The organism is Thiobacillus sp. SCN 63-57 (genome assembly GCF_001725555.1).
Classification (GTDB): Bacteria; Pseudomonadota; Gammaproteobacteria; order Burkholderiales; family Thiobacillaceae; genus Thiobacillus.
The window spans coordinates 1-16670 of record NZ_MEGP01000017.1 but is presented as its reverse complement, the minus strand read 5'-3'; the positions used below and the strand labels follow the sequence as shown (position 1 = coordinate 16670).

Here is a 16670-nt window from a genome sequence, read left to right as displayed (position 1 = left end):
GGCGCACCATGAAAGTGCGGACTATTCTGGATTGGGCGGATTGGTTGATTCAACTGTTTGTTTTTAAACGAAAAAAATATTGGCATGGCTTGTGCTCATTGTGGAGTGCGATTTTGCGCGCCCTTATTCAAACAGGAGAAATTCATGAAAAAACTCGTACACGCTTTGGTTCTGACCGGTCTGGTGGGCGCGCCCGCCTTCGCCATGGCGGATGAACCCGCTTCGCCGCATACCCTGAGCGCCAATGTCAGCGTCACCTCCAATTATGTTTTCCGTGGTATTTCGCAAACGGGCGGCGAGCCTGCCATCCAGGGTGGTCTCGACTATTCGCACAGCAGCGGTTTCTACCTGGGTACCTGGGGTTCCAATGTGGGCTGGCTGACCGAGTTTCAGGGTTACAAGAGCGGCAGCATGGAACTCGACGTTTACGGTGGCTACCGCAACAGCATCGGAGATGTCAGCTATGACGTCGGGGCGATCCGCTACATGTACCCCGGCAGCAAGAATGCTGATACCAATGCGGCTTTGGGCGCATGGACCTCGGAAGCCTATGTTTCCGCCGGCTGGAAATGGTTCACCGCCAAGTATTCCTACTATCTGAGCGACGCGGTGTTCGGCATCGGCCCGAATGCCAATGGTTCCTACTATTTCGATCTTTCCGGCAGCCTGCCCGTCGGCGAAACCGGCCTGACCCTGGGTGCGCACTGGGGCACCTTCCACTTCAAGAACGTGAGCACGGCGAGCTACGACGACTGGAAAGTCAGTGCAGCCTACGACATGGGCAAGCTGGGCAAACTGGGCGACGGTGTGACCTTGGGTGTGGCCTATACCGACACCAACGCCGACAAGGGATTCTGGACCGATTCGGTCAATGGCGAATACCTGGGCAAGGGCACGACCACCGTGTGGGTTTCCAAGGCTTTCTAATGCGCTGACCAACCGGAGCGGTTCACGCAACTGCTCCATTACTTTCTTGCCCTAATTTGGGAGACATCATGAAATTCGTAACGGCAATCATCAAGCCGTTCAAGCTGGACGAGGTGCGGGAGGCGTTGTCCGCCATCGGCGTCACCGGCTTGACGGTCACGGAAGTAAAGGGATTTGGGCGGCAGAAGGGCCACACCGAGCTGTATCGCGGTGCGGAATATGTGGTCGACTTCCTGCCCAAAGTGAAGATCGAGGTGGCCATCAAGGCCGAGCTGCTGGAGCGCGTGATCGAGGCAATCGAGAAGTCGGCCAACACCGGCAAGATCGGCGACGGCAAGATTTTCGTCACCAGCCTGGAGCAGGTCGTGCGTATCCGTACGGGCGAATCCGGCCCCGACGCCCTGTGAGGAGCATGAATATGAAAAAGCTATTTGCTTCGTTGGGCCTGATGTTCGCCCTGCTGTCTCCCAATCTCGTTCTGGCGGAAGACGCAGCCCCTGCCCCGGAAGCGGCTGCGGTCGAATCCGCTGCGCCTGCGGCGGCACCGGCAGAAGCCGCCGCGCCAGCAGCAGCCGAGGCACCCGCACCCGCACCTGCCCCCGCGGCCGAGGCGCCCAAGCTGGATTCCGGCGCCACGGCCTGGATGCTGACGTCCACCGCCCTGGTTCTGCTGATGACGATCCCTGGCCTGGCCCTGTTCTACGGCGGCATGGTGCGGAAGAAGAACGTCCTCGGCACCATGATGCAAAGCTTCGCCATCACCGCCATGATCACGGTGCTGTGGATGGTGGCGGGCTACAGCATCGCCTTCGACACCACGGGAATGGAAAAGGGCGTCACCAACTTCTATTCCTTCTTCGGTAGTCTCTCCAAGGTGTTCCTGGCCGGCATGGGCAAGGACAGCATGACCGGCGTCATTCCCGAGTCGGTGTTCATGACCTTCCAGATGACGTTCGCGATCATCACGCCGGCCCTCATTACCGGCGCGTTTGCCGATCGCATGAAGTTCTCGGCGATGATGTGGTTCACCGGCCTGTGGTCTTTGCTGGTGTATGCGCCGATCGCGCACATGGTCTGGTCCGGCGACGGAGGCTTCATGTGGGACATGGGCGTGCTGGACTTCGCCGGCGGTACCGTCGTGCACATCAACGCCGGTGTGGCAGGCCTGGTCGCCGCCCTGGTGCTGGGTCCGCGTCTCGGCTACGGCAAGGAACCCATGGCGCCGCACAACCTGACCCTGACGGTGATCGGCGCGGCCATGCTGTGGGTGGGCTGGTTCGGCTTCAACGCGGGTTCCGCGGTGGCTGCCGATGGCCGCGCGGGGATGGCCATGGCCGTCACCCAGATCGCCACCGGCGCTGCCGCGCTGGGCTGGATGTTTGCGGAATGGATGAGCAAAGGCAAACCGAGCGTGCTGGGCATCGCCTCCGGCGCGGTCGCCGGCCTGGTGGCCATCACGCCGGCGTCCGGTTTTGTCGGCCCCACGGGCGGTCTCGTCATCGGCCTCGTCGCCGGCGCGGTCTGCTTCTGGTCCGCCACGTCGCTCAAGCGCATGCTGAAGTATGACGATTCGCTGGATGCCTTCGGCGTGCACGGTATCGGCGGTATCGTCGGCGCAATCCTGACCGGCTACTTCGCGGTCGAATCGATCGGCGGCACTGCCGGCAGCATGGCCCAGGTCGTGACCCAGATCGAAGGCGTGCTCATCACCATCGCCTACACCGCGATCGGCACCTACATCATCCTGAAGGTGCTGGATCTGGTCATGGGCCTGCGTGTGACCGAAGAACAGGAACGCGAGGGCCTGGATATTGCCCTGCATGGTGAACGTGTAGAGTGATGCAAGCAGGGGGAGGGATCCTCTCCCCCGCCCGCTTCAGAGTACATTTTCAGGGCGCCTTCGGGCGCCTTTTTCATTGGCCGCCTCACGGCTGCAGCGACACGCGTTCGCGGCCGGTCTGCGCCGTCCTGTTTGAAAGCTTGCCGCTTGGGTGGCGTGCTGCGCGTGCCTTTCAAGAACGCCAAAACAGTGCGTTTGCGCACTAAAAGAATGCTCGCAGGATGCTGGTAGCACAGGGACTTTCTGCTGATTTTCCCTTTTTATTCATGATGATAGGTGTTGGTTGATGGTGTGGCATGGGGGTTGCTTATTGGAAGATGAATATTACGAATATTCACTTCAGTAATACCCCTCATCAAGGAGCCCATCATGAATGTGAAGCACATCAGCAGCACCCTGAAGACGCTGTTCACCCGGCTGGTGATTCCCGCCGTCGCGGCCATGTCCATTTCGGCCCACGCTGCCCAGCCCCTCAAGATCGGCTATAGCGACTGGCCGGGTTGGGTCGCCTGGCAGGTCGCCATCGACAAGGGCTGGTTCAAGGAAGCTGGTGTCGCGGTCGATTTCGAATGGTTCGACTACTCTGCGTCCATGGATGCCTTCTCGGCAGGCAAGATCGACGCCGTGACCATGACCAACGGCGATGCCCTGGTGACCGGCGCGGCCGGCGGCAAGAGCGTCATGATCATGCTGACCGACTATTCCAACGGCAACGACATGATCGTCGCCAAGCCCGGGATCAAGTCGCTCAAGGACCTCAAGGGCAAGAAGGTGGCCGTCGAGGAAGGTCTGGTCGAACATCTGCTGCTGCTGAACGGCCTCAAGAAGGCCGGCATGAAGGAATCCGACGTCACCCTGGTCAACGCCAAGACCAACGAAATGCCCCAGGTGCTCGCGACAGGCGACGTCTCGGCAATCGGCGCCTGGCAGCCGATCGCCGGCCAGGCCATGAAGTCGCTGCCGGGTTCCCGTCCGGTCTACACCTCCGCCGACGAGCCGGGCCTGATCTACGACGTCCTCGCGGTCAACCCGGCCAGTGCCCAGCAGCGCAAGGCCGAGTGGCTCAAGGTCGTGAAGGTCTGGGACCGCGTCGTGCACTACATCAACGATCCCAAGACCCAGCCTGACGCAGTGAAGATCATGGCTGCCCGGGTCGGCGTCACGCCGCAGGTCTATCTGCCGCTGCTCAAGGGCACCAAGCTGCTGAGCCTGGCCGATGGCAAGAAGATCTACGTCAAGGGTCCGGGCTTCGCGTCGCTGTATGGCTCCTCCAAGGTGGCTGACGACTTCAACGTGGCGAACGGGGTCTACAAGGCGCATCAGGACATCGACAGCTACCTCGATTCGTCTTTCACCAACGCCAAGTAAAACTGGAGCACGGAGCGGAAATGAGCACGACTTCCAAATGGCTGGGCAGCGTGGATGGAGATGCGCGCAAACGCACGCTGCTGGGAATCGGCTCGTTTCTGCTGCCGTTGCTGGTCTGGTGTCTGGTCAGCTATGTGCCTTTCGTCTGGCATCCCAAGGTACACGTCATCGATCCCGGCGGCGTGGACTATTTCCAGGTCGACATGCTGGTCGACAAGACCATGTTCGCGGATGAAGTCGCCAACATGGAACGCGAGCATCTGGCCGTTCCGACCGGAAAATCCGCCAACCCGATTTATCTGCCGGCGCCCGACCAGGTGGCGAAGGCCTTCTACAACGGATTCGTCAATCCGCCCCAGAGCAAGGACGTGCCCTCGATGCCGGCCAGCCTGTGGCACAGCATCCAGATCATTTTCTGGGGCTTCCTGATCTCGTCGATCGTCGGCGTGCCGCTGGGCATCCTGTCCGGCACCTATACCCTGATGGGGCGGCTGAGCGAGCCGTTCATCGAATTCTTCCGCTACCTGCCGGCGCCGGCCTTCGGCGCCCTGGCAGTGGCCATCCTCGGCATCTACGATGGGCCCAAGATCGCCATCATCGTCATCGGCACCCTGTTCCAGCAGGTGCTGATCATCGCCAATACCACGCGCAAGCTGGAGGTCACGCTCATCGAGGCCGCCCGCACCCTGGGCACGCGCAATATCAAGCTGCTGAGCAAAGTGGTGGTGCCCGGCATCCTGCCCGATCTGTATCGCGACCAGCGCATTCTGCTTGGCTGGGCCTGGACCTACCTGATCGTGGCCGAGCTGATCGGCACCAGTTCCGGCATCACCTGGTTCATCACCCAGCAGGCGCGCTACCAGCATTTCGACAACGTCTACGCCGCCATCATGACCATCGGCATCATCGGTTTCGGCACCGACCTGATCCTGGCCCGGCTCGGCCGCCGACTGTTCCCCTGGGACCGCACCCAGGATCGCCGCTGAGGAACCTCGCCATGAACCCGAACAATCTGCCCAGCTACCTGGACCAGTCGGAAGCCGTGAAGGCGCGCTTCGACCGGATCAACCAGCGCGAAACCATCCTCGAGGTGCGCGATCTCGGCAAACGCTACCGTTCGCTCCAGGGCGAGGTCGAGGCCCTGCGCGGCATCGACTTCAGCGTCCGCCGGCGCGAATTCGTCTGCGTGATCGGCCCCTCCGGCTGCGGCAAGTCGACACTGATCCGCATCCTCGCCGGCCTCGAAAGCCATACGTCCGGCGACGTGTTGCTGGACGGCAAACCGGTCACCGGTCCGGGGCAGGATCGCGGCATGGTGTTCCAGGGCTATTCCCTGTTTCCCTGGCTGACCGTGAAGAAAAACGTGATGTTCGGCCCCCAGATGAACGGTCGCGCCAAGGATGAGGCCGAGCGCGATGCCTTGCTGTGGCTGGATCTGGTCGGCCTGACCCAGTTTGCCGACGCCTATCCGCATCAGCTGTCCGGCGGCATGCGCCAGCGCGTCGCCATCGCCCGTGCGCTGGTCAACCAGCCGCGCATCCTGCTCATGGACGAGCCCTTCGGCGCGCTCGATGCCCAGACCCGTTCCAAGATGCAATCGCATTTGATCGACATCTGGAAGAACATCGACGTCACGGTGCTGTTCATCACGCACGATCTCGACGAGGCGATCTATCTGGCCGATCGCATCCTGGTGCTCAAGGCGCACCCCGGCGAAGTGCAGGAAGTGATCGAGGTGCCAGTACCGCGCCCGCGTTCGCCGGGCCAGTTCAATACGCCGGAATTCCGGGCCACCAAGGCGCGCCTGGAAGAACTTATCCATCCTGCGCCGGAACCCGAGCCGGAAGACGAACAGGCGGTGAAACCGCATCTGATCCGCTTCACCGACGTGCACGACAACGTGGAGTGATGCGATGAAGTGGTCCGATCTCACCTGGTCCGAAATTCCCGACGTGCTGGCCCGCTGCGGACATTCCGCCATCCTGCCGGTCGGCGCGACCGAGCAGCATGGCCCGCATCTGGGAACGGGCGTCGACTTCGTGATCGCCGAGCATCTCTGCGCCGCCGTTGCCGCGCAGACCGGCGTGCCCATGCTGCCGACGCTGCCGTACGGCTGCTCGCTCGGCCACAGCCGGCGCTGGCCCGGCACGATCGCGCTGCCGCCCATCACCCTCATCGAACTCGTCAAGCAGATCGGCGACTGGGCGTATCACGGCGGCGTGCGCCGACTGTTCATCGTCAACGCCCACGTCACCAACGCCGCGCCCCTGCGCTGCGCGCTGGAAATGCTGCGCGCCGAGCACGACGACCTGATGGTCTCGGTGATCAATACCGCGACCCTGAGCGAGCGGGTGCGCGAATTCCACGCCGCCGACGCCGCCGACTGGCACGCCAACGACGCCGAGACCTCGATCATGCTCGCCATCGCCCCCGAGGGCGTGCGTCCGGACAAGCTCGCCGAGGCCGACGACCCCGACCGCACCTGCGGCTGCATCTTCGCGCATCCCGTTAACCGCACCAGCCTCAACGGTGTCACCGGCACGCCCAGCCTGGCCAGTGCCGAGAAGGGCCAGCGCTGGTTCGACTGGCTGGTCGACGACCTCGCCGCACTGGTTCGCACCGGCAGCGTCGAAACGCCGCCGCTGGCCCACTCCTATTTCGGGGACGCCGTCCCCGCCGCCACCACCCGATAGACAAGGACGCATCATGAACACGATCGACGATACCGCCGTACTGGAAAAACCGGACAGCAGTGCCCATCATCCGGCCGAAGCGACGGCTCAACTGCAGCGCGAGCTGATAGCCAAGGGTGTTAAATACTGCATCGGCGCCTACGTCGACATCCACGGCGTGCCCAAGGCCAAGGTCGTGCCGATCGGCCATCTCGGCCAGATGGCCAAGGGTTCCGAGCGCTACACCGGCTACGCGCTGGACGGCCTCGGCCAGGCGCCCAACGACGACGAGCTGACCTCGGTGCCGGACCTCGACCGCGCCATCCAGCTGCCGTGGGAACCGAAGATCGCCTGGATCCCGGCCGACAACCATTTCCAGGGCAAGCCGTATGCGCTCAACACCCGCGTCGCGCTGAAGAACCAGCTCGCCGAGGCGGCCAAGCTCGGCTACGGCATGAACCTCGGCATCGAGTGCGAGATCTTCCTCCTGAAGCAGAACGAGGACGGCAGCCTGTCGGTGCCGGTCGCCGACGACAAGCTGACCAAGCCCTGCTACGACGTGCGCGGGTTCGTCGACAACTTCTCCTGGCTGGACAAGGTGGCCACGACCATCAACGAGCTGGGCTGGGACCTGTATTCCTTCGACCACGAGGACGCCAACGGCCAGTTCGAGTTCGACTTCAACTACGCCGATGCGCTGACCACCTGCGACCGGCTGACCTTCTTCCGCTTCATGGCCAAGCACTACGCCAAGGAGGAAGGCCTGCTCGCCACCATGATGCCCAAGCCCTTCGCCGACAAGACCGGCAACGGCGCCCACTTCAACATGTCGATCTACGACCTCGAAACCGGCAGGAACCTGTTCGCCTGCGCCCCCGAGGACGACCCGCACGGCATTGGTCTGACCCCGCTCGGCTACAGCTTCGTCGCCGGCATCCTCAAGCACGGCCGCGCGCTGTGCGCGGTGTTCGCGCCGACCGTGAACAGCTACAAACGCTTGGTGCGGCGCGGTGCCATGAGCTATTTCTCGTGGGCGCCGGTGTTCAACTCCTGGGGCTCCAACAACCGCACCAACTCCGTGCGCATCCCCGCCGGCGGCGGCCGCTGCGAATCGCGCAACGCCGACGGCGCGGTGAACCCCTACCTGGCGGCCACCCTGGTGCTGGCGGCCGGCCTCGAAGGGGTCCGCGAGGGGCTCGATCCGGGCAATCCGAACGAGGACAATCTCTACGCGATCAGCGAGGAGGAGCGTCGCGGTCGCGGCATCGAGTTCCTGCCGCAGACGCTGCAGGAGGCGGTCGCCGCCTTCGCCGCCGACCCGCTGGTGGAAGCCACGCTGGGCAAGGAGTTGCGCGACGAGTTCGTCCGCTACAAGACCGAAGAGTGGGAGGCCTATCACCTCGCGGTCAGCAAGTGGGAAGTGGAACGCTATTCCTACATGTTCTGAGCCATGAAGCCGAATCGCATGGACAAGCCAGCCACCCTCGTCAGTCGCATCAGCGTCTCGCTGCAGCCCGAGCTGCTGGCGGAGCTGGACAGGATGGTGGAAAGCCGCGGCTACGACAGCCGCTCGCAGGCGATCGGCGAAATGGTTCATTATCAGCTGGCGGAGCACAAGCGCTCGCTTGGCAACGAGGTCATGGCCGGCACGCTCACGCTGCTCTACAACCGCTCCACGCGCGGCCTGCAGGGGCGGCTGGCGGACCTGCAATACCAGTACATCGCCGAGGTGGTCAGCTCGCTGCACGTGCACCTGACCGAGGACCGCATGCTGGAGGTGCTGCTGGTGCAGGGGCCGGCCGCCAGGCTGCAGGCCATCAGTGACGAGATGCTTGCCCAGCGCGGCGTGATCACCGGGCGGCTGGAGTTGCTAGCAGCGGTGATCCCGCCGCTGCATGCACCTGCCAGCGCCGCCTAATCTAACGACTGGATTTCATATGGCACAAGATATCAACCCTATTCCCCCGGCGCTGTTCCTGTGGGAAGAAGCCCTGCCCGGCGGCTGCCACTGGTCGGGCATCGTCCGCCGCGGCAACGCACTCAGGCTGACCGATCTCTTCGGCCGCGCCAACGTCTCGGCGCTGTTCTACAACGCCGAGGAGAAGCTCGAGCGCTACAACATGCCCGACACCCTCAAGGCGCAGCACACTGCGCACCTGACGACGGGCCACGCGCTCTATTCGGACATGGGCCATGTGCTGTGCTCGATCATCGCCGATACCTGCGGATGGCACGACACCGTGTGCGGCACCAGCGACGCCGGGACGGTGAAGGCGAAGTACGGCGAGGCCACCTACCAGACCCACCGCAACGCGATGCACCGCAACGGCCGCGACGGCCTGCTGGTGGAGCTGGGCAAATGGGGGCTGGGCAAGCGCGACGTGGTGCCGAATGCGAATTTCTTCAGCAGGGCCGTCGCCGACGACGCCGGCAGGCTGCACTTCGACGCGACGAATTCGCACGCCGGTGCCTACGTCGACCTGCGCTTCGAGATGGACGTGCTGGTCGTGCTCTCGGCCGCCCCGCACCCGCTCGATCCGCGCCCCGACTATGCGCCGGGCGATGTCATGCTGACCGCGTGGAAGGCCGGCGCCCCAGGCGCGGACGACGTCTGCCGCAACCACTGTCCGGAAAACCAGCGCGGCTTCTATCAAACCGAAATTCTTTATCGCTGAGGCCAACCATGAGCACCTTCAACCTCGTCGAGAGCCCCCTCGATCCCGGCCAGGCCGTGGTCGATGCCGTCGTCAACGCTGGCGATCCGTGGATTCACGAAATCAAAAAGGGCCAGGTCTTCCGCATCCTCGACCTCGAGGGCAACCAGGCGGTCGACACGCTGTTCTACAACGCGCATGACCCCGAGGAACGCTACAGCGCCACCGATACCGTGCGCACGCAGGGCGCGCTCTACCTCACCGCCGGCACGCGACTGATGTCCAGCGAAGGCAGGGTCATGCTGACGATCACCGCCGACACCTGCGGTCGTCACGACACCCTCGGCGGCGCCTGCTCGTGCGAAAGCAACACCGTCCGCTATGCATTGAACAAGCGGCCGATGCATTCCTGCCGCGACAGCTTTCTGCATGCGCTCGCGCACTATGACTCTCATAAGAGCGGTGGCGGCCTGACCAAGCGTGACATCACCAGCAACATCAACTTCTTCATGAACGTGCCGGTGACGCCAGAAGGGGGGCTGACCTTCGCCGACGGCGTGTCGGCACCGGGCAAGTACGTCGAGATGCGCGCCGAGATGGATGTGCTGTGCCTGATCTCGAACTGCCCGCAACTCAACAATCCGTGCAACGCCTACAACCCGACGCCGGTGCGCGTCCTGATCTGGGACGCACCGGAACAATGAAAACAGCCGGCTTGGGACGGCCCGGGCCACAAGAAAGGAGAGGCTGAAGAACCGTAGCGAGCGGACACTGGGCAAGGCGCACGGCGCGCAGGAACCGGAATGTACAGGCAAGTACATGAGGATTCCGAGCACCGCGCAACGCCGCCCGGTGTTCGCGCAGTAGGTTATTCAGCCTCTCCGGAGCGGGACGACCCGCAAGGAAGAATATGTTCGACAAGGTTCTCATCGCCAACCGCGGCGCCATCGCCTGCCGCATCATCCGCACCCTGCGCACCATGGGGGTGAAATCGGTCGCCGTCCATTCCGAGGCGGATCGGCACAGCCTGCATGTGCGCCTTGCCGACGAAGCGGTCGAGATCGGCCCCGCGCCGGCGGCGCAGAGCTACCTGCGCACCGACAAGATTCTGGACGCGGCCAAGGCCACCGGCGCCCAGGCCATCCACCCCGGTTACGGCTTCCTGTCCGAGAACCCCGGCTTCGCCGAGGACTGCGCCGTCGCCGGCATCGCCTTCATCGGCCCCAGCCCGGACCAGATGCGTGCCTTCGGTCTCAAGCACACCGCGCGCGATCTGGCCGAGCACAACAAGGTGCCGCTGCTGCCGGGATCCGGTCTGTTGAGCGATGCCGGCCATGCCCAGGCCGAAGCCGCGCGCATCGGCTACCCGGTGATGCTGAAGAGCACCGCCGGCGGCGGCGGCATCGGCATGCGCCTGATCTGGAGCGCCGACGAACTGGTGGAAGCCTTCCAGTCGGTCGAGCGGCTGGCGCGCGCCAACTTCAAGGAAGCCGGCATCTTCCTCGAGAAATACGTCGAGCACGCGCGCCACATCGAGGTGCAGATCTTCGGTGACGACCGTGGTCATGTCGTCGCGCTGGGCGAACGCGACTGCTCGGTGCAGCGGCGCAACCAGAAGGTGATCGAGGAAACGCCAGCGCCTGGCCTCACCGATGCCCAACGTGAGCGATTGCTCGCTACTGCCGTGCGCCTCGGCGAAGCCGTCGGCTATCGCTCCGCTGGTACCGTCGAATTCGTCTACGACACCTTAAGCGGCGAATTCTATTTCCTCGAAGTGAACACCCGCTTACAGGTCGAGCACGGCGTCACCGAGGAAGTCACCGGTGTCGACCTGGTCGAGTGGATGGTGAAGGAGGCCGCCGGCGAACTCGATCTGACCGGCTTCGAGGTCAAGCCTGAGGGCGCCTCGATGCAGGTGCGGCTCTACGCCGAAGACCCGGGCAAGGATTTCCAGCCCGCTGCGGGCGTGCTGACCGAAGTCGCGTTCCCTGAAGACGTGCGCATCGAAACCTGGGTCGAGCGCGGTTCCGACGTGCCGCCGTTCTACGATCCGATGGTGGCCAAGCTCATCGTCAAGGGCCGCGACCGCGCCGAGGCGCTGCAGAAGATGCAGCAGGTGCTGGCCGGTACCCGTGTCGCCGGTATCGAGACCAATCTCGGTTATCTCGCTCAGATCGTGCGTGATGCGGTGTTCATGGAAGGGCGCCAGACGACGCGCTACCTCAACGCCTTCCACTACCGCCCGGCGACTATCGACGTCATCGAGCCCGGCGTGCAGAGCAGCATCCAGGACTGGCCGGGCCGCACCGGCTACTGGGACGTCGGCGTGCCGCCGTCGGGGCCGATGGACGCGCTGGCGCTGCGCCTCGCCAACAAACTGGCCGGCAATGCCGAAAGCACGGCCGCGCTGGAACTGACCGTCGCCGGCCCCACGCTGCGCTTCAACTGCGACAGCGTGATCGCGCTGGCCGGGGCCGACATGGGCGCCGAACTCGACGGTCTGCCGCTGGCCAACTGGGCGGCGCACGCGGTCAAGGCCGGCAGCATCCTCAAGCTCGGCGCGATCCGGGACGCCGGCTGCCGCACTTATCTTGCGGTACGCGGCGGCTTCGACGTGCCGGACTATCTCGGCAGCAAGGCCACCTTCACGCTGGGCCAGTTCGGCGGCCATGCCGGGCGCACGCTGCGCGTCGGCGACGTGCTGCATGTCCATGCTATTGAAGACGCCGCCATCGGCACGCCGCTGCCTGCCGCGGCAATCCCGGCTTACGCCCATGCCTGGGAAATCGGCGTGCTCTACGGCCCGCACGGCGCGCCCGACTTCTTTACCGACGCCGACATCGAGATGTTCTTCGCCACCGACTGGGAGGTGCACTACAACTCCAGCCGGACAGGGGTCCGATTGATCGGCCCGCGTCCCGAATGGGCGCGCAAAGACGGCGGCGAAGCGGGCCTGCATCCGTCCAACATCCACGACAACGCCTACGCCATCGGCGCGGTCGACTTCACCGGCGACATGCCGGTCATCCTCGGCCCGGACGGTCCCAGCCTCGGCGGCTTCGTCTGCCCGGCCACCATCGTACAGGCTGAGCTGTGGAAGATGGGCCAGCTGCGCCCCGGCGACACCGTGCGCTTCAGGCGCCTCTCGCAGGCGCAGGCCGAGCGCATGGAGGCGGCGCAGGATGCTGCCATCGCCAGCCTGGCCGTCCAGGCCGCGGTGGTCGCTGATGCGGAGCCGCTCGCCAAACCGGTGCTGCACCGTACGTCGGGCACCGACAACCCCGTCGCCGTGGTCTACCGCCGCGCCGGCGACAAATACCTGCTCGTCGAATACGGCCCGCTGGTGCTCGATCTCAACCTGCGCTTCCGCGTGCACGCGCTGATGACCCGGCTCCAGGCCGACGCGGTGCCGGGCATCCTCGACCTTGCGCCCGGCATCCGCTCGCTGCAGGTGCACTACGATTCGCGCGTGCTGCCGTTGGCCAGACTGATGGAGCTGCTGCTGGCCGCGGAGAAGGCGCTGCCGGCGATCGAGGACATGCAGGTGCCCACCCGCATCGTTCATATCCCGCTGTCGTGGGACGACGCGGCGACGAAACTGGCGATCGAGAAATACATGCAGTCGGTACGCAAGGACGCGCCCTGGTGCCCGAGCAACATCGAGTTCATCCGCCGCATCAATGGCCTCGACAGCATCGAGGAAGTGAAACGCATCGTCTTCGATGCCAGCTACCTGGTGATGGGCCTGGGCGACGTCTACCTCGGCGCGCCGGTGGCGACGCCAGTCGATCCACGCCATCGCCTGGTCACGACCAAGTACAACCCCGCGCGCACCTGGACGCCGGAAAACGCCGTCGGCATCGGCGGCGCCTATATGTGCGTCTACGGCATGGAAGGCCCCGGCGGCTACCAGTTCGTCGGCCGCACGCTGCAGATGTGGAACCGCTGGCGCCAGACGACGGCGTTCACCGACGGCAAGCCATGGCTGCTGCGCTTCTTCGACCAAGTGCGCTTCTTCCCGGTGAGCGAAGCCGAACTGCTGAAGATCCGCGAGGACTTCCCGCTCGGCCGCTACCCGCTGAAGATTGAGGAGACCACCTTCAGTCTGCGTGAGTACAACCGCTTTCTCGCCGACAACGCCGAGTCCATCACAGCGTTCAAGACCCAGCAGCAGGCCTCGTTCGACGCCGAGCGCGAACGCTGGCGTGAAAGCGGCCAGGCCGATTACGCCAACGACCTGACCGTGGCCGAAGCCGCGCCCGACAGCGAACTCGACCTGCCGGAGAACGGCCGTGCCCTTGCCAGCCACGTCGCCGGCAACGTGTGGAAGGTCGAAGTGGCAGAAGGAGACGAAGTGAAGCAGGGCGACACCCTCGTCATCGTCGAATCGATGAAGATGGAATTCGCCGTGCTGGCGCCGTGTGACGGCCGTGTCCACAAGGTGTTCTGCCGCGAAGGCGGGCAGGTGAGCGCCGGGCAGGACCTGCTGGTGCTGGTGAGCGAGGGCGGGGCCGCATGAACATCTCGCTCGATATCGCCAGCCTGCGCCGCCGCTATCTATCCGGCGAGCTCACCCCGCTTGCGCTGGTGGACGAACTGCTTGCCCGCATGGCCGGGGAAGACACGCACCACATCTGGATCAGCTGCCTCGACGCCGATGTGCTGCGTGCCTATGCAGGAAATCTCGAGGGCAAAGACATCGCCAGCCTGCCGCTCTACGGCATTCCCTTCGCCATCAAGGACAACATCGATCTCGCCGGCCTGCCGACCACCGCCGCTTGCCCGGAATATGCCTATACGCCGGAGCAACACGCTGCCGTCGTACAGCGCCTGATCGACGCCGGTGCGATCCCGATCGGGAAAACCAACCTCGACCAGTTCGCCACCGGACTCAACGGCACCCGCTCGCCCTACGGCGCCTGCCGCAACGCCTTCGACCCCGACTACATTTCCGGCGGCTCCAGCTCCGGCTCGGCCGTCGCCGTGGCGCTGGGACTGGCGAGCTTCTCGCTTGGCACCGACACGGCCGGTTCCGGCCGCGTGCCCGCCGCGTTCAACCATCTGGTCGGCCACAAGCCGAGCTGCGGTGCGCTCTCCACGCGTGGCGTGGTGCCCGCCTGTCGCTCGCTCGATGCCGTGTCGATTTTCGCACTCACGGCCGAGGATGCCGAACGCGTGCTGGCGGTCGCCGCCGGCTTCGATGCCGAGGACGAATACTCGCGCCCGCTGGCGCCGCACGGCTTTGACTTCGGCCGTGCCGGGCATTTCAGGTTCGGCGTGCCGATGCGGAAGGACCTGCAATTCTTCGGCAACGCCGACGCGGAACGGCTATTTGACGTGTCCGTGGAAAGACTGAAATCGCTCGGCGGCACAGCGGTCGAAATCGACCTCGGCCCCTTCCTTGACACCGCACGCCTGCTCTACGGCGGACCCTGGGTTGCCGAGCGCTACCTGGCCATTCGCGACTTCTTCGACACGCAAGCGGACACGGTTTTTCCGCCCGTGCGCGAGATCATCGCCGGCGGCCGCGGCATCAGCGCCGCCGACACCTTTGCCCATCTCTACACATTGCGCGCACTCAAGCGGACATGCGACGCGGTATGGAACGACATCGACGTCATGCTCACCCCCACCGCCGGCACGATCTATCGCGTGGACGAAATGGAAGCCGACCCCATCCGCCTCAATTCCAACCTCGGCTATTACACCAACTTCATGAATCTGCTGGACTTGGCCGCCACCGCCCTGCCGGCCGGATTCCAGTCCGACGGCCTGCCGTTCGGCGTCACCCTGATCGCGCCGCCACATCAGGACGGCCCGTTGCTGCATCTGGCGTCGCGCGTGCAGCAGGCGCTCGGTGGCAAGCTGGGTGCAACCGATCACGCGCTGCCGCCTGCCGAACCGCTGAATCTGCTGCCGAGCGGCCAGGTACGGGTGGCCGTCGTCGGCGCCCATCTGAGCGGCCTGCCCTTGAATGTCCAACTCACCGGACGCAACGCACGCCTGGTGAGCGCCACGCAGACTGCTGCCAAATACCGCCTTTTCGCCCTGCCCGACGGCAAGCGCCCCGGTCTCATCCAGGTACAGGAAGGCGGTGCCGCCATCGCCTGCGAAGTCTGGGAAATGCCCGCCAGCCAGTTCGGTTCTTTCGTCGCCGGCATTCCCGCGCCGTTGGGCATCGGCAAGCTGGAACTGGCCGATGGGTCGGTCGTGAACGGATTCATCTGCGAAGGCATCGGTGTGGCCGATGCGCGGGACATTACGGAATACGGCGGATGGCGGGCGTGGCTGGCGGCGAGGGGAGATGACTTATAACGGCCCGAAGCGGAAGTTCATGCACTAGCCGGGACCGGCTGTTCCTCGGCCAAAGCGGCCTCTAAGGAAATCCATGAGAGTGTCTGCTCCCAGCCAGGAAGCAGACATGCTCTTAAGCGCTACTCAAAGATCGTCCAGTGGGCTTGTAACGGTTTTCATGACCTGATTTACATGCGTATAGATCATTGTTGTTTGAAGGCTGCGATGACCCAGGAGTAACTGGATTGTTCGGATGTCCGTGCCAGAAGCCAGCAGATGTGTGGCAAAGCTGTGACGAAGCGTATGGACACTCGCGTGCTTATGAATCCCTGCTCGGTGTAAAGCTTGTTTAAATGCCCGCTGGATCGTTGAGTCTGACGCGTGCCAGCGCACCATTCGGCCGGAGTCACCCCAGGGCCGCAATACGGCGGACGGAAAGACGAACTGCCAGGCAAAAGTGGATGAGGCTGACGGGTACTTCTTGGCCAGCGCATTCGGCATAGGCGCTAGGCCCGTGCCCTGGGCCAGGTCTTCCTTGTGCAGAATCGCCACCCTGAGCAGATGCTTTTCCAGAGGGCCGCATAATTGCGCCGGCAGGACGCTAGTCCGGTCCTTGCTCCCTTTGCTGTCTCGGATGTTGACCGTCCTGGCTCCCAGATCAACGTCCTTGACCCTGAGCGTGACACATTCATGCACCCTGAGACCTGCCCCATAAATCAGCTCAGCCATTAATCGTGTCGTTCCTTCCATCAATCCCAGAACCGCCTTGGTCTCTTGCTTGGTCAGTACCACCGGAACACGATGACGCTGCTGTACCCGTTTGAGGCCTGTCATTTCCCCTAAAGGCTTGGACAAGACGCTCTCATACAGGAACACCACGGCATTCAATGCCTGGCTTTGGGTTGAGGCAGAAAC

14 protein-coding genes and 1 other RNA gene are annotated in these 16670 nt (G+C 64.0%); 13 read left to right on the top strand and 2 right to left on the bottom strand.

Translation table 11 applies throughout. The features are described from left to right. Positions 1-144: 144 nt before the first annotated feature. The 11 genes from ABT23_RS07630 (at position 145) to ABT23_RS07580 (ending at position 10165) form a co-directional block, all read left to right on the top strand. Positions 145-927, top strand: a complete 783-nt coding sequence (locus ABT23_RS07630; RefSeq protein WP_296633377.1) for a TorF family putative porin — start codon at positions 145-147, stop codon at positions 925-927. Positions 928-995: 68 nt separating this feature from the next. After that, positions 996-1334: a P-II family nitrogen regulator gene (glnK, locus tag ABT23_RS07625; protein WP_018509024.1), complete on the top strand. Its 339-nt coding sequence runs from the start codon at positions 996-998 to the stop codon at positions 1332-1334. An 11-nt stretch (positions 1335-1345) separates the two neighbouring features. Next, positions 1346-2767: an ammonium transporter gene (locus ABT23_RS07620; RefSeq protein ID WP_296633375.1), complete on the top strand. Its 1422-nt coding sequence runs from the start codon at positions 1346-1348 to the stop codon at positions 2765-2767. Positions 2768-3136: 369 nt separating this feature from the next. Then, positions 3137-4135 carry an ABC transporter substrate-binding protein gene (locus ABT23_RS07615; protein WP_296633374.1) on the top strand — a complete coding sequence of 333 codons (999 nt, stop codon included), beginning with the start codon at positions 3137-3139 and terminating at the stop codon, positions 4133-4135. Between the two features lie 20 nt (positions 4136-4155). Continuing rightward, on the top strand, positions 4156-5121 hold the full coding sequence (locus ABT23_RS07610) for an ABC transporter permease (protein ID WP_296633372.1): 966 nt from the start codon (positions 4156-4158) through the stop codon (positions 5119-5121). An 11-nt stretch (positions 5122-5132) separates the two neighbouring features. After that, positions 5133-6044, top strand: a complete 912-nt coding sequence (locus ABT23_RS07605; protein WP_296633370.1) for an ABC transporter ATP-binding protein — start codon at positions 5133-5135, stop codon at positions 6042-6044. 4 nt (positions 6045-6048) lie between these two features. Further along, positions 6049-6828 carry a creatininase family protein gene (locus ABT23_RS07600; protein WP_296633369.1) on the top strand — a complete coding sequence of 260 codons (780 nt, stop codon included), beginning with the start codon at positions 6049-6051 and terminating at the stop codon, positions 6826-6828. Between the two features lie 13 nt (positions 6829-6841). Continuing rightward, positions 6842-8254 (top strand): type III glutamate--ammonia ligase, encoded by a 1413-nt coding sequence (glnT, locus tag ABT23_RS07595; protein ID WP_296633367.1) that lies wholly within the window; start codon positions 6842-6844, stop codon positions 8252-8254. A gap of 3 nt (positions 8255-8257) precedes the next feature. Continuing rightward, complete coding sequence (gene nikR, locus ABT23_RS07590; RefSeq protein WP_296633365.1) at positions 8258-8725, top strand: nickel-responsive transcriptional regulator NikR; 468 nt, start codon at positions 8258-8260, stop codon at positions 8723-8725. A 19-nt stretch (positions 8726-8744) separates the two neighbouring features. Further along, entirely contained in the window at positions 8745-9482 is a 738-nt protein-coding gene (locus ABT23_RS07585; protein WP_296633363.1) for an urea amidolyase associated protein UAAP1, read from the top strand. 8 nt (positions 9483-9490) lie between these two features. Further along, on the top strand, positions 9491-10165 hold the full coding sequence (locus tag ABT23_RS07580; RefSeq protein ID WP_296633361.1) for an urea amidolyase associated protein UAAP2: 675 nt from the start codon (positions 9491-9493) through the stop codon (positions 10163-10165). Between the two features lie 41 nt (positions 10166-10206). On the opposite strand, the gene ABT23_RS07575 is transcribed toward ABT23_RS07580, so the two are convergent. Then, a non-coding RNA gene (locus ABT23_RS07575) (sX9 sRNA) lies at positions 10207-10282 on the bottom strand. 89 nt (positions 10283-10371) lie between these two features. Here ABT23_RS07575 and uca point away from each other — a divergent pair. After that, positions 10372-13980: an urea carboxylase gene (uca, locus tag ABT23_RS07570; protein WP_296633359.1), complete on the top strand. Its 3609-nt coding sequence runs from the start codon at positions 10372-10374 to the stop codon at positions 13978-13980. After that, a complete protein-coding gene (gene atzF, locus ABT23_RS07565) occupies positions 13977-15776 on the top strand; it encodes an allophanate hydrolase (protein WP_296633358.1) in 1800 nt (599 codons plus the stop codon). The genes uca and atzF overlap by 4 nt, the downstream gene beginning before the upstream one ends. A gap of 123 nt (positions 15777-15899) precedes the next feature. Here atzF and ABT23_RS07560 read toward each other — a convergent pair. Then, positions 15900-16670 (bottom strand): integron integrase (locus tag ABT23_RS07560; RefSeq protein WP_296633356.1); only part of this gene is annotated, 771 nt, incomplete at its 5' end.